General features: G+C 69.6%; 12 protein-coding genes, 1 pseudogene and 1 riboswitch. Of the genes and pseudogenes, 10 read left to right on the top strand and 3 right to left on the bottom strand.

What is annotated here, in order from left to right; genetic code table 11:
* Positions 1-181: 181 nt before the first annotated feature.
* A complete protein-coding gene (locus tag AB0917_RS15850; RefSeq protein ID WP_366820111.1) occupies positions 182-1435 on the top strand; it encodes an Ig-like domain-containing protein in 1254 nt (417 codons plus the stop codon).
* Positions 1436-1495: 60 nt separating this feature from the next.
* On the opposite strand, the gene AB0917_RS15855 is transcribed toward AB0917_RS15850, so the two are convergent.
* Positions 1496-1897, bottom strand: a complete 402-nt coding sequence (locus tag AB0917_RS15855; protein WP_366820112.1) for a hypothetical protein — start codon at positions 1895-1897, stop codon at positions 1496-1498.
* Between the two features lie 187 nt (positions 1898-2084).
* On the opposite strand from AB0917_RS15855, the gene AB0917_RS15860 reads away from it, so the two are divergent.
* The 6 genes from AB0917_RS15860 (at position 2085) to AB0917_RS15885 (ending at position 9242) form a co-directional block, all read left to right on the top strand.
* Complete coding sequence (locus tag AB0917_RS15860) at positions 2085-2705, top strand: heme-copper oxidase subunit III (protein ID WP_084745487.1); 621 nt, start codon at positions 2085-2087, stop codon at positions 2703-2705.
* A gap of 55 nt (positions 2706-2760) precedes the next feature.
* Entirely contained in the window at positions 2761-3570 is an 810-nt protein-coding gene (locus AB0917_RS15865; protein ID WP_366820113.1) for a c-type cytochrome, read from the top strand.
* Complete coding sequence (locus tag AB0917_RS15870; protein ID WP_366820114.1) at positions 3567-4619, top strand: Rieske 2Fe-2S domain-containing protein; 1053 nt, start codon at positions 3567-3569, stop codon at positions 4617-4619. The genes AB0917_RS15865 and AB0917_RS15870 overlap by 4 nt, the downstream gene beginning before the upstream one ends.
* Positions 4616-6262: a cytochrome bc complex cytochrome b subunit gene (locus AB0917_RS15875; RefSeq protein ID WP_366820115.1), complete on the top strand. Its 1647-nt coding sequence runs from the start codon at positions 4616-4618 to the stop codon at positions 6260-6262. Before AB0917_RS15870 ends, AB0917_RS15875 begins: the two co-directional genes overlap by 4 nt.
* A gap of 123 nt (positions 6263-6385) precedes the next feature.
* The gene (gene trpD, locus AB0917_RS15880) at positions 6386-7450 is read left to right on the top strand and encodes an anthranilate phosphoribosyltransferase (protein ID WP_366820116.1); all 1065 of its coding nucleotides are present in this window, start codon (positions 6386-6388) and stop codon (positions 7448-7450) included.
* Between the two features lie 86 nt (positions 7451-7536).
* Positions 7537-7654, top strand: a riboswitch (SAM riboswitch).
* Between the two features lie 208 nt (positions 7655-7862).
* On the top strand, positions 7863-9242 hold the full coding sequence (locus AB0917_RS15885) for an aminotransferase class V-fold PLP-dependent enzyme (RefSeq protein WP_366820117.1): 1380 nt from the start codon (positions 7863-7865) through the stop codon (positions 9240-9242).
* A gap of 63 nt (positions 9243-9305) precedes the next feature.
* On the opposite strand, the gene AB0917_RS15890 is transcribed toward AB0917_RS15885, so the two are convergent.
* Together AB0917_RS15890 and AB0917_RS15895 are read right to left on the bottom strand one after the other, a co-directional pair.
* Complete coding sequence (locus AB0917_RS15890; protein WP_073218007.1) at positions 9306-9587, bottom strand: Lrp/AsnC ligand binding domain-containing protein; 282 nt, start codon at positions 9585-9587, stop codon at positions 9306-9308.
* Positions 9584-10367, bottom strand: a pseudogene (locus tag AB0917_RS15895) (rhomboid family intramembrane serine protease). The gene AB0917_RS15890 and the pseudogene AB0917_RS15895 overlap by 4 nt, the downstream one beginning before the upstream one ends.
* A gap of 193 nt (positions 10368-10560) precedes the next feature.
* On the opposite strand from AB0917_RS15895, the gene AB0917_RS15900 reads away from it, so the two are divergent.
* The 3 genes from AB0917_RS15900 to AB0917_RS15910 all read left to right on the top strand — a co-directional run bounded on the left by AB0917_RS15900 (position 10561) and on the right by AB0917_RS15910 (position 13569).
* Entirely contained in the window at positions 10561-10803 is a 243-nt protein-coding gene (locus AB0917_RS15900) for a hypothetical protein (protein ID WP_015608051.1), read from the top strand.
* A gap of 39 nt (positions 10804-10842) precedes the next feature.
* On the top strand, positions 10843-12204 hold the full coding sequence (locus AB0917_RS15905) for an NYN domain-containing protein (protein ID WP_366820118.1): 1362 nt from the start codon (positions 10843-10845) through the stop codon (positions 12202-12204).
* Between the two features lie 303 nt (positions 12205-12507).
* Positions 12508-13569, top strand: a complete 1062-nt coding sequence (locus tag AB0917_RS15910; protein ID WP_366820119.1) for an NlpC/P60 family protein — start codon at positions 12508-12510, stop codon at positions 13567-13569.
* Positions 13570-13760: the final 191 nt, after the last annotated feature.

Consider the following 13760-nt stretch of genomic DNA (forward strand, 5'->3'; position numbering starts at 1 on the left):
AACTGACCCGGCGCCCCCCCATTTCTACCCCTACCATCTCACACTCTTTCCCACCACGACGCTCTTCCGATCTCCCGCACCACCCCCCGTGGGGCCCGCGTCGCCCGGAGCGACGCGGGCCCCTCGCTCGTTTGCAGTCACACAACGCGCTGGATCGGATGAATCTTCTTACGTTGAGTTCATGAACCACACGCCGCGCATCCGCACCGTAGTGAGCTGCACTCTGCTGGTCGTGACCCTCGGCGCGGGTGCGACCGCCTGTGGCGAGCCTGACGGGCACCCGCTGTCGACGAAGCCGTACGACGCCGGGGACCAGGTCGCCTTCAACGGCCCCTCCAAGAACCGGAAGGCCGACCCCGACAAACCCCTGGAAGTCACGGTCAAGGGGGACGACAGCCGCATCACGGACGTCAGCGCCGTGGACACGGGCGGCCGCCACCTGGCGGGCGAGCTCTCCGCCGACGGCAGGCGGTGGCGCTCCACCGCCCCACTGGCGGCCGGCACCGGATACACCGTCAGGGTCTCCACCGAGAGCGCGGACGGCGCTCCCGGCGTCCGTACGCTCTCCTTCGACACCTCCTCGCCCAAGAGGCTGCTGAAGGTCGCCTTCGGCCCGCAGGCGGGCACCTACGGCGTCGGACAGCCCATCACGGCGGAACTCAGCGCTCCGGTCACCGACAAGGCGTCCAGGGCCACCGTCGAGCGCGCCCTGAAGGTCCGCTCCACCCCGGCCGTCACCGGCTCCTGGTACTGGGTCGACGACAAGAAGCTGCACTACCGGCCCCAGGAGTTCTGGCCCGCCAACGCCACCATCGAGGTCCGCTCCAACCTGACGGGCATCAAGGTGGCCGACGCCCTCTACGGGGCCGAGGCCAAGCCCCTGAAGATCACCACCGGCGACCGGATCGAGGCCATCACCGACGCCGGGGACCACACCATGACGGTCCTGCGCAACGGAGAAGTGATCAACACCATTCCGGTCACCACCGGCAAGCCCGGCTTCTCCACCCGCAACGGCGTCAAGGTGATCCTCGCCAAGGAGCAGTTCGTACGGATGCGCGGGGAGAGCATCGGCATCGCCGCCGGCTCCTCGGAGTCGTACGACCTGCCGGTCTACTGGGCCACCCGGGTGACCTGGAGTGGCGAGTACGTCCACGCCGCGCCCTGGTCCACCGGCTCCCAGGGCAACGCCAACGTCAGCCACGGCTGCACCGGGATGAGCACGAGCAACGCCCAGTGGTTCTTCGACACCGTGCGCCAGGGCGACATCGTCAAGGTCGTCGGCAGCGCGGGGGAGACCATGACCCCGTTCGGCAACGGGTTCGGCGACTGGAACCTCTCCTGGGAGAAGTGGCAGAAGGGCAGCGCCCTCGGCGAAGGGGTGCCGGACAGCCCGCAGACGCTCCGGGCCGCCCGGCTGCGCCCCCATGTCTGACACCACGCACAAGGGGCGCCCCGCCACGCGGGACGCCCCTCAGAGGGCCGCAGGGGCCTCTCAGGCCTCCACGGCGAGCCGGGCGCGCAGCAGTGCGGCCAGTGCGTCCGCGAACTCCACCGGGTCGACCGGCAGCGTCACGGCGGCCTCCGCGCGGCTCCAGGTGGCCAGCCACGCGTCCTGCGGGCGGCCGATCAGCAGGAGGACCGGGGGGCAGCGGAAGATCTCGTCCTTGATCTGCCGGCAGACGCCCATGCCGCCGATGGGAGCCGTCTCGCCGTCCAGGACGCAGACGTCGACCCCACCGCCCTCCAGCGCCGCCAGGACGGCCGGAAGGGTCGCGCACTCCAGGAACCGCACCGGTGGCACGTCGGCGGCGGGCCTGCGACCGGCTGCCAGCTTCACCTGCTCGCGGATGTTGGCGTCGTCGCTGTAGACCAGGACCGTGGCGGTCGCCTGCATTGTTCCTCCGTGACATCTGTGTCTTCGGGGCTCTCGGGGCATGAACCGATGGGCGGATCGTACTCCGACCGACCGGCCGTCAGCACCGGTAAGGACACCGATTCGATGGGCCGTTCGGGCAGGACACACGGGACTGACACACCGAACGGCACCCCCCGGAGTGAGGGCGGGATAAGCGACCGACATAATGTCGGTCGTGGCGACAGCAACGACAGTAGAAACCGGGCACGCGCACCCGTCGGTCAATCGACCGAACCTCACCAGCGTCGGAACCATCATCTGGTTGGCGTCCGAGCTGATGTTCTTCGCGGCCCTCTTCGCGATGTACTTCACCCTTCGATCGGTGATGGGACCCGAATACTGGAAGGAGATGGCCGGTCATCTGAACTTCCCGTTCGCGGCCTCGAACACCACGATCCTGGTGCTCTCCTCACTCACCTGCCAGCTCGGCGTCTTCGCCGCCGAGCGGGGCGATGTGAAGAAGCTCCGTACCTGGTTCATCGTGACGTTCGTGATGGGATCGATCTTCATCGGTGGCCAGGTCCTGGAGTACGTCGAGCTGGTCAAGGAGGCGGGGCTCTCCCTGTCGTCCGACCCGTACGGCTCGGTGTTCTACCTGACCACCGGCTTCCATGGTCTGCACGTGGTGGGCGGTCTCATCGCCTTCCTGCTGGTTCTCGGCAGGACGTACGCAGCCAAGAGGTTCACCCATGACCAGGCCACCGCAGCCATCGTCGTGTCCTACTACTGGCACTTCGTGGATGTGGTGTGGATCGGCCTGTTCGCAACGATCTACATGATCAAGTAACCGGGCTCGCACCCACCCACCATCGACGCAGAAGATCCTGACACCGGGGTAATCCGTGAAAAAGCTCTCCGCACGACGACGCCATCCGCTGGCGGCGGTCGTCGTACTACTCCTCGCGCTGGCGGCTACCGGGGGGCTGTACGCCGCGTTCGCGCCTGCGGGTAAGGCGCAGGCCGACGAAACCGCCCAGTCCCTCGCCATCGACGAGGGCAAGAAGCTCTACACCGTAGGCTGCGCCAGCTGCCACGGAACCGGCGGTCAGGGCACCACCGACGGGCCGTCCCTCGTGGGCGTGGGCTCCGCCGCCGTCGACTTCCAGGTCGGTACGGGCCGTATGCCCGCGCAGCAGCCGGGCGCCCAGGTACCGAAGAAGAAGGTCATCTACACCCAGGCGCAGATCGACCAGCTGGCGGCGTACGTCGCGTCGCTCGGCGCCGGTCCGATCACGCCGACCGACAAGCAGGTCGACCCGGCCGGCGCGAACATCGCCAAGGGTGGCGAACTGTTCCGCAACAACTGCGCCCAGTGCCACAACTTCACGGGCAAGGGCGGCGCGCTGACCAACGGCAAGTACGCCCCGGCCCTCGAAGGCGTGAGCCCGAAGCACATCTACGAGGCCATGCAGACCGGCCCGCAGAGCATGCCCTCCTTCCCCGACACGATCATGCCGGAGCAGGAGAAGAAGGACATCATCGCGTACATCCAGACCGTGAACGGTGATGAGACGGCAAGCCCCGGTGGCCTCTCCCTCGGCGGTCTGGGCCCGGTCAGTGAGGGCCTCTTCGCCTGGATCTTCGGACTCGGCGCGCTCGTCGCATCCGCCGTTTGGGTCGCGGCCCACACCGCTAAGGCCAAGAAGTCATGAGTAGCCAACAGATTCCAGAAGACAACCTGCCCGTAGTGCAGGAGACCGCGCACGGCGCGGTGGAGGGTACGGACGACCCGTTCGCCGACCCGGGGCTGCCGGCCCACAAGCCGCGCATCCAGGACCTCGACGAACGCGCCGCGAACCGCTCGGAGCGGGCCGTCGCGTTCATGTTCCTCCTCTCGATGCTGTCGACGGTGGGCTTCATCGCCTCGTACGTCATCTTCCCGGTGGACAAGATCGTCTACATCTGGCCCTTCGGCCATGTGAGTCCGCTCAACTTCTCCCTGGGACTGACGCTCGGCTTCGCGCTCTTCTTCATCGGCGCGGGCGCCGTCCACTGGGCGCGCACTCTGATGTCCGACGTCGAGGTCGCGGACGAGCGGCACCCGATCGAGGCGACCCCCGAGGTCAAGGCCAAGGTCCTCGCCGACTTCAAGGCCGGTGCCGAGGAGTCCGCGATCGGCCGCCGCAAGCTCATCCGCACGACCCTCTTCGGTGCGCTGGCCCTGGTGCCGCTCTCCGGCGTGGTGCTGCTGCGCGACCTCGGTCCGCTCCCGGAGAAGAAGCTCCGGACCACGATGTGGGCCAAGGGCAAGCTGCTCGTCAACATGAACACGGGCGAGCCGCTGCGTCCCGAGCACGTCCCCGTGGGGTCGCTGACCTTCGCCAAGCCCGAGGGGCTGGAGGAGGAGTCGCACGACTTCCTCTCGCAGATCGCCAAGGCCGCCCTGATGATCGTCCGCATCGAGCCGGACGACATCAAGGACAAGCGCCAGCGCGACTGGGCCCACGAGGGCATCGTGGCCTTCTCCAAGATCTGCACCCACGTCGGCTGCCCGATCAGCCTGTACGAGCAGCAGACACACCACGTGCTCTGCCCGTGCCACCAGTCCACCTTCGACCTCTCCGACGGCGCCCGCGTCATCTTCGGTCCGGCCGGCCACGCTCTCCCGCAGCTGCGGATCGGCGTGAACAGCGAGGGCAACCTCGAGGCGCTCGGTGACTTCGACGAGCCCGTCGGCCCTTCCTTCTGGGAGCGCGGATGAGTACTGCGACAACAACCCCGCCCGCCGACCAGGCGGGACAGCGCAAGGCACCCGCGGGCGAGCGGGTCGCCGACTGGGCGGACGGCCGGCTGGGCATCTACGGCCTGGCCAAGGCCAACATGCGCAAGATCTTCCCGGACCACTGGTCCTTCATGCTCGGTGAGGTCGCGCTCTACAGCTTCATCATCATCATCCTCACGGGTGTGTATCTGACGCTGTTCTTCCAGCCGAGCATGACCGAGGTCGTCTACCACGGCCCGTACGAGCCCATGCAGGGCATCCTGATGTCGGAGGCCTACGCCTCCACGCTGAAGATCAGCTTCGAGGTCCGCGGTGGTCTGCTCGTGCGGCAGATCCACCACTGGGGCGCGCTGATCTTCCTGGCGGCCATGTTCGTGCACATGATGCGCGTCTTCTTCACGGGCGCCTTCCGCAAGCCGCGCGAGGTCAACTGGCTGTTCGGGTTCCTGCTCTTCGTGCTGGGCATGTTCACCGGCTTCACCGGCTACTCCCTCCCGGACGACCTGCTCTCCGGTACGGGTGTCCGCTTCACCCAGGGCGCGATCCTGTCCGTGCCGATCGTCGGTACGTACATCTCGATGTTCCTGTTCGGCGGCGAGTTCCCCGGCCACGACTTCGTGGCCCGGTTCTACTCGATCCACATCCTGCTGCTGCCGGGCATCATGCTCGGGCTGCTGGTGGCCCACCTGATCCTGGTCTTCTACCACAAGCACACGCAGTTCGCGGGTCCGGGCAAGACGAACAAGAACGTCGTCGGCATGCCGCTGATGCCGGTCTACATGGCGAAGGCCGGAGGCTTCTTCTTCCTGGTCTTCGGCATCATCGCGATCATCTCGGCCATCGCCACGATCAACCCGATCTGGGCGCTGGGACCGTACCGCCCGGACCAGGTGTCCACCGGTGCACAGCCCGACTGGTACATGGGCTTCGCCGAGGGGCTGGTCCGTGTGATGCCGGGCTGGGAGATCGTCTTCTGGGGTCACACGCTCAACCTGGGCGTGTTCATCCCGCTGGTCCTCTTCGGCCTGGTGCTCTCGCTGCCGGCGGTCTATCCGTTCATCGAGTCGTGGATCACCGGCGACAAGCGCGAGCACCACATCCTGGACCGCCCGCGCAACGCCCCGACCCGTACGGGACTCGGCGTCGCCTGGATCACGGCGTACTTCATCGGCCTCGTCGGCGGTGGTAACGACCTGTGGGCCACGCACTTCCATCTGTCGATCAACGCCATCTCCTGGTTCGTCCGGATCTTCTTCTTCGTCGGACCGGTCATCGCGTTCATCGTCACGAAGCGGATCTGCCTCGGCCTCCAGCGCCGTGACAAGGAGAAGGTGCTGCACGGTCGCGAGAGCGGCATCATCAAGCGCCTGCCGCACGGTGAGTTCGTGGAGATCCACGAGCCGCTCTCGCAGGGGCAGCTGCACACGCTCACCGCGCACGAGCAGTACAAGCCGCTCGAACTGGGCCCCGAGGTCGACGAGAACGGCGTCAAGCGCAAGATCTCCCCTCTCCAGAAGGTGCGGGCCAAGCTCAGCAAGGGCTACTTCGGCGAGGACAACCAGATCGCCAAGCCCACCGCGGAGGAGTACAAGGAGATCAGCGACGGCCACGGCCACCACTGATCAGCTGAACTGATCGCCACAGCAGGAGCCCCGTCCATCCGATGGACGGGGCTCTTCGCTGTCCCGGTGGCTGGATAGGGTGGAGCCGTATCCCTACCGGCTGTGGACCCCCTGGAGCGGACCATGAACGTTGTGACCCCGAGCGGCGGCGACAGCGTGGCGGACCGTTCCTGGCCCGGCCTGCTGAACCCCCTGCTGCGTGGTGAGAACCTCTCCTCCGAGGAGACGGCCTGGGCGATGGACCGCATCATGAGCGGCGAGGCGACCGACGCGCAGATCGCCGGCTTCGCGGTCGCGCTGCGGGCCAAGGGCGAGACCGTGGAGGAGGTCACCGGGCTGGTGCGCGCGATGTACGCGCACGCCAACACCATCCACGTACCGGGCCGCACCGTCGACATCGTGGGCACCGGCGGCGACCTCGCCAAGACGGTCAACATCTCGACCATGTCCGCGATCGTCATCGCCGGGACCGGCGCGAAGGTCGTCAAGCACGGCAACCGGGCCGCCTCGTCGGCGAGCGGCTCCTCCGACGTGCTGGAGAAGCTCGGCGTCAACCTGGAGCTGACCCCGCAGCGGGTGGTGGAGGTCGCCGAGGCGGCGGGCATCACCTTCTGCTTCGCCGTGAAGTTCCACCCCGCCCTGCGGTACGCCGCCAAGGCCCGCCGAGAACTCGGGGCGCAGACCACGTTCAACATCCTGGGCCCCCTGACCAACCCGGCCCAGGTGCGCTCGCAGGCCATCGGGGTGGCCGACGCCAGGATGGCGCCCATCGTCGCGGGTGTGCTCGCCGAGCGGGGCAACTCGGCCCTCGTCTTCCGCGGGGACGACGGGCTCGACGAGCTGACGACCACCGCCACCTCGCGGGTCTGGGTGGTCCACGAGGGCACGGTGCGCGAGGAGCCCTTCGACCCGCGCGACGTCGGGCTGCCGATCGTCCCCGTCGAGGCCCTGCGCGGCGCCGACGCCTCGTACAACGCCGATGTGGCCCGCCGGCTGCTGGACGGCGAGGGCGGCGCGGTGCGCGAGGCGGTGCTGCTCAACTCGGCGGCGGCGCTGGTCGCGCTCGACCCGGGGCCCGGCACGCTGACCGAGCGGATCGCGGCGAAGATGCTCGTCGCGGCGGAGGCCGTCGACTCCGGTGCGGCCAAGGGGGCGCTGGAGCGGTGGGTGGCGGCGAGCAACGCCTGAACGTACCCGTGATGTGACGCAGGGCGCAGTCCGGATGACGGACTGCGCCCTTGCGTGTGTGCGTACGTATGGCAAGATGCTGCGCAGGTCATGAGTGACAGCGACTACGGCCCCGGCCCGCTGTCCGGCAACCCTCCGTCCGTGGCGGGGTGCCCCGGGTGAAGACCAGGCCGTAGGCAGCGAGGTCTGCGGCAAGCGCGGGCCCCTCGGCGTCCAGTGGACGCCAGCCCCCGGGGTCCTGGTCCCTAGGGAGCCTCTTGTGAGCAAGCGAATGCGTTAGGGCTCGTCCCCGGGCTTTCCGAGCCCCGGGCTGACCGCCCTTCTTCCGCGCACCCTCTTTTCCCACCCTTCCCCTGCGCTGCCGCGTATCCGCCGGCGCACGGATCTCGCCTGCCTCTTACGGGAGTTCGCCATGTCTGTCTCCACCGCTGCCATCGACCCGTCGGTCTGTGCCCCGCTGCCCGTTCTGGGGCAGGATGTCACCGTTCCGCTTGTCACCGGCGGTGAAGTCACCTACGCCGCACTCGACTACGCCGCCAGCGCCCCGGCCCTCCAGCGGGTCTGGGACGACGTCGCCGCGTACGCCCCGTACTACGGCAGCGTCCACCGCGGTGCCGGATACCTCTCGCAGCTCTCCACCGACCTCTTCGAGAACAGCCGCCGCACCGTCGCGGAGTTCCTCGGCTGCCGCGCGGACGACCAGGTGGTCTTCACCCGTTCGACGACCGACTCCCTCAACCTGCTGGCCGCCGCGATCCCGGCGGACTGCCGGGTCTTCGTCTACGAGACCGAGCACCACGCCTCCCTGCTGCCCTGGCGCGACGCCCAGGTCACCTACCTCGACGCGCCCCGCACCCCGGGCCAGGCGGTGGAGACCCTGGAGCGGGCGCTGGCCGACCGCGATCCCTACGGCCCCGCGCTGGTCTGCGTCACCGGCGCCTCCAACGTGACCGGTGAGCTGTGGCCGGTCCAGGAGCTGGCCGCCGCCGCCCACGCGCACGGCGCCCGGATCGTCCTGGACGCCGCCCAGCTCGCCCCGCACCACCCCGTGGACATCGCCGAACTGGACGTCGACTGGGTCGCGTTCTCCGGCCACAAGCTGTACGCGCCCTTCGGCTCCGGGGTCCTCGCCGGCCGCGCCGACTGGCTCCAGGCGGCCGAGCCCTACCTCGCCGGCGGCGGCGCCTCCCGCAAGGTGGCCCGGCGCGCGGACGGCGGCGTGGACGTCGACTGGCACACCACGGCCGCCCGCCACGAGGCCGGTTCGCCCAACGTCATCGGGGTCTACTCCATCGCCTCCGCCTGCAAGGCCCTGACCGAGGCGGGCTTCGACTCCCTGGTCGCCCGTGAGCAGGAGCTGGTGGGCCGGGTCCGCGCAGGGCTCGCAGAGGTCCCCGAGGTGAAGGTGCTCTCGCTCTTCGGCGACGACGCCCCCCGGGTCGGCGTCATCTCCTTCGTGGTGCGCGGCTGGAACAGCTCGCACTTCGCCGCCGCCCTCTCCGCGGAGTACGGCATCGGCGTCCGCGACGGCCTCTTCTGCGCCCACCCGCTGGTGCGCACCCTCCTGGGCAGCGACCCGCAGGACCCGGGCGAGTGCGGCGCGCCGGAGGGAGAGCCGGGCGAGCGGTCCCTCAACGCCATCCGGGTCAGCTTCGGAGCCGGTACGCCGGACGAGCACATCGAGCGGTTCCTGCGTGCGGTCACCGAGCTGGTCCGCGAGGGCGCCCGGTGGAAGTACCGCACCGAGGACGGCCGCTGCGTCCCGGACCGGGGCACGGCCGCCCAGGTCTGAGCCTCGGGAAACACCTCGGCCGGGGACGGGCGCGCTGCCCCTCCCCGGCCGAGAAGCCCGGTGTCACGCGTCGAGGCCGATGGCGAACGCCGCTTCCAGGTCGTGCTGGGAGTACGTGCGGAACGCCACGTGGGTGTCGGTGCCCTCGACGCCCGGGATCTTGCTGATCCGGCCGGGGATGATGTCGGCCAGGTCGTCGTGCCGGGCGACCCGGACCATGGCGATCAGGTCGTAGGTGCCGGTGACGGAGAAGACCTCGCTGACGCTGTCCAGCGCGGCGATGGCCTCGGCGATCTCCGGAATCCGGTCCACGCTGGTCTTGATGAGCACGATCGCGGTGATCACGGCTGGCTGTCTCCCTCGGTGGCCGTGGCTGGAACCCTCACTCTATGGCCTTCCCTCCGGATCGGGCCGGAAGGCCCCGGCCCTTCCCCGACAACGCCCCCAGGCGTAGAGGAACCCCGCCGCGAACCCCGCCACATGCGCCAGATACGCCACCCCCGGCCCGGCGTCCGCGGTCTGGGCTGCCGCCCACTGGAGCCCGAACCAGAAGACCAGCACGATCCAGGCGGGAAAGCGCAGCGGCAGGAAGAAGAGGAACGGGAACAGGCTGGTCACCCGGGTCTTCGGGAACAGGAAGAGGAAGGCGCCGAGCACCCCCGAGATCGCGCCCGAGGCGCCGACCAGCGTCTGCCCCGAGTCCGCGTGCACCGCCGCGTAACAGACCAGCGCCAGGTAGCCGCACCCCACGTAGAAGAGGGCGAACCGCACCCGGCCCATGCGCTCCTCGGCCATCGCCCCGAACACGTACAGGAAGAGCAGGTTGCCCAGCAGGTGCAGCCAACTGCCGTGCACGAACAGCGCGGTGAACGGCGTGAACAGGGCGCGGGCGGAGCCCTGCCACAGCTCGGCCGGGATCACCCCCCACCGCTCGAAGTACCCGGCCTGCGCGGCGAGCAGCGCGTCCTGGCTCCCGTACGAGGCGCCGAACCCGGCCAGGGGGCTGATCAGGAAGATGGCGCAGCACAGCGTGATCAGCCCGTACGTCACCGGCGCCCCGCCCGCCGCGCTGCCCCGGACCCTCCTGGTCGTGGCCCGCCAGTCGATCCGCCGCCCGTCGATCATGTACAGAGCATGACGTACCGGGGGGAACAGGGCGGAGCGCCTCGCCGTGCCGGTGCCTGTACGCGAGGCCGTAGGGTTACGCCAGGACTTCCGCAGTTCGACGGCGCACCGCGAGATCCTTGACGCAGGACAGGAAGCGACGCGACGGCACGCCCGGCGCGCGCTGTCGGAGACGACGAAAGAGGACGCAACGATGACGACGGTTCCCCTGCCGACCGACGGGACCCGCTGGCGCTGCACCCTGTGCGGCAATCTCACGCGCTTCGACGTGACGCGGTCCTCCAAGGTCGTGGAGTACGTCCATCTCGACCTGGCCGGTGAGTCCAGTGTCGAGGAGCGGGAGGTGGTCAGTGAGACCATCGAGTCGGTCCGCTGTCGTTGGTGCAACGCGGTGGACCAGATCGAACTGGTGGACAGGCCGGGTGCCGCCTCCTGAGGGAGCGCACCGACAGACATATCTATGGGGTGACGGACGGTGGATCAGCCGACCAGCGGCGCCGAACCGGCCGACGCGGCCGACGGCGGTGCAGAGGCGCTCGGCCGCCCGCTGCCCGAAGGCGTACGGCGGCGGGTCGTCGCCCTGGTCTCGGACGCCTTCGGCGGCCTGACCGTGGCCGAACTGCCCGCCCAGTTGCGGCAGTACGCCCGGTTCACCCCGAGCCGGCGGGCCAAGTTCGCCGGGAACGCGATGGCCGCCGCCCTGGAGGGCGACCTGCTCTTCCGGCAGCGCATCGGCGAGCGGCTGAGCCAGGCTCAGCCGGAGCTGGCCGGTGCGCTGGAGGCGGGGTCGCCGCCCGCGGCCGCCGACCCCGTCGATGTGGCCGCCGCCGCCTATGTGCTGCGCCCGGCGGGCTGGGTCAAGCTGGTCGAGGCGGCCGGCGAGGAGGTCCAGCGGGCCGACGCGGAGCGGGTGGACGAGGAGACCCGGCGCGAGCTGGCGCGGTTGCGCGAGGAGCTGGAGCGGGCGCGCGCCCACACCCGTAGCGAGACCGAGCGGCTGCGCGCCGAGCTGGACGCGGCCCGCAAGGAGTCCGAGTCGCTCCACCGCAAGCTGCGCTCCGCGCTGAGCGAGGTGAAGCGGGGGGAGGCCGCCCTGCGCCGCGGCACCGCCGAGACCGACGCCGTACGGGCGGAGGCCGCCGTGCAGCTCTCCGCCGCCGAGAGCGAGTCGCGGCGGCTCAAAGGGCGGCTGGGCGAGGCCGAGGCCGCCCTGGAGGCGAGCCGGCGGGCCGCCCGCGAGGGCCGCTCGGTGGAGGACATGCGGCTGCGGCTGCTCCTGGACACCGTGCTGGACGCGGCCTCGGGGCTCCGGCGCGAGCTGGCCCTGCCCCCGCTGACGGCCCGCCCGGCCGACAGCGTGGACGCGGTGGAGCCGGGCCGGATGTCGCCCAAGGACATTGCCGCCAGGGCGCTTTCCGAGACGGACCCGGCGCTGCTCGACCAGCTGCTGGCGCTGCCGCAGGCGCATCTCATCGTGGACGGCTACAACGTCACCAAGACCGGCTATCCCCAGATGCCGCTGGAGAAGCAGCGGTTGCGGCTGCTGGGCGGCCTCTCGGTGCTCGCCGCGCAGACCGGCGCCGAGATGACCTGTGTCTTCGACGGCGCCGAACTGGCCGCTCCGGTGCTGCTCGCGCCGCCGCGCGGGGTGCGGGTGCTGTTCAGCAAGGCGGGGGTCACCGCGGACGAGCTGATCCGTCAACTGGCCCGCGCGGAACCGCCGGGACGGCCCGTCGTGGTCGTCTCCACCGACCGCGAGGTGGCGGACGGGGTGGCCAAGGCCGGTGCCAGGCCCGTTGCGTCCGCTTTGCTTCTCAAGCGGCTTTCGCGCGTCTAAAGGTCGATGCGCCGCATGCGGGACGGATGTGTGGCTTGCCGCTTTTCCGGGAACGTACCGTCAAGTCGCCGCTACACGCGGTGGGGTGAGAGTAAAGAAGTGCCTGGTGTGACAAGAAAAATCCTGTGAGGATTTGAACTGATCACAAGATGGTCACTAGGGTCAGGCCTCGAACCTTCGCACGGTTGATCACCCATCCGGGGTGGCAGTGAAGGAACCGCCTAGTCCGTCATCTGCACGGAGCCGGGGATTCATTCCCCCACAAGCCCGGTAGGCGGCTCGAGGAAGAAGGAGCTCGCCTTCGTGGCGTCCCACCGTCGTCCCAAGCAGCCGAGCCGCACCCGCGTGACCGTGCTCACCGCGACCGCCGCTGCGGCCGTGGCCCTGACCTCCCAGGCCGCCCACGCCGACCCCAAGCCGACCACGAACGAGGTCAAGGCGAAGGTCGACAAGCTCTACCACGAGGCCGAGGCCGCCACCGAGAAGTACAACGGGGCCAAGGAGCAGCAGGACAAGCTCAAGAAGCAGGTCGACGCGCTGCAGGACAAGGTCGCCCGGGGTCAGGACGAGCTCAACGACCTGCGCGGCGAGCTGGGTTCCATCGCCACCGCGCAGTACCGCTCCGGCGGCATCGACCCCTCGATCGCCCTCTTCCTCGCCTCGGACCCGGACAGCTTCCTCGACCAGGCCTCCGCGCTCGACCAGCTGACGGTCAAGCAGACGGAGTCGCTGCAGAAGATCCAGGCCAAGCAGCGCACCCTCGCCCAGCAGCGCAAGGAGGCCCAGGACAAGCTCGGCGACCTCGCCGACGTCCGCAAGGCGCTCGGCGAGAACAAGAAGAAGTACCAGGGCAAGCTGGCCGACGCGCAGCGGCTGCTCAACAGCCTGACCGCCGCCGAGCGGGCGAAGGTCCAGGAGGAGGAGGCGGCCAAGGAGCGCGCCAGCCGCGCCACCAGCGAGCGGGTCCAGCTCAGCACCGGGAGCAGCACCCCCTCCCTCGGCAACGAGGCCCCCGCCTCCAACCGTGGCGCCGCCGCCCTCAGCGCCGCCGCCACCCAGCTCGGCAAGCCGTACGTCTCCGGCGGTTCGGGCCCCAACTCCTACGACTGCTCCGGGCTGACCCAGTGGGCCTTCGCCCAGGCCGGTGTCAACATCAGCCGGACCACGTACACCCAGCAGAACGACGGCGTGAAGATCGGCCGCAGCCAGCTGAGGCCGGGCGACATGGTCTTCTTCAACGGCCTGGCGCACGTCGGCTTCTACGCCGGCAACAACCAGGTCCTGCACGCCCCGAAGCCGGGCACCGTCGTCCGTTACGAGTCGATGGACTACATGGGCACCTTCCAGTTCGGCGTCCGCGTCTGACGCGGAGCACGCCGAGAACGACGCCCGAACGAGGGAATCGCCTCACCCCAAGCTGACGCCCTGCCCCGCCGGAGACCGAGGTCACCGGCGGGGCAGCGGTGTTCGACGCCGCTTCCGCCACCGGCGAGGTCTTTGGCCGCCCGGTAGTCGTCCGATTACTGTCTGGCTGCTGTGCGGCTCCCGCTCGTCGG

This window comes from Streptomyces sp. NPDC007346, from assembly GCF_040703535.1.
In the GTDB taxonomy this organism is placed as follows: Bacteria; Actinomycetota; Actinomycetes; order Streptomycetales; family Streptomycetaceae; genus Streptomyces.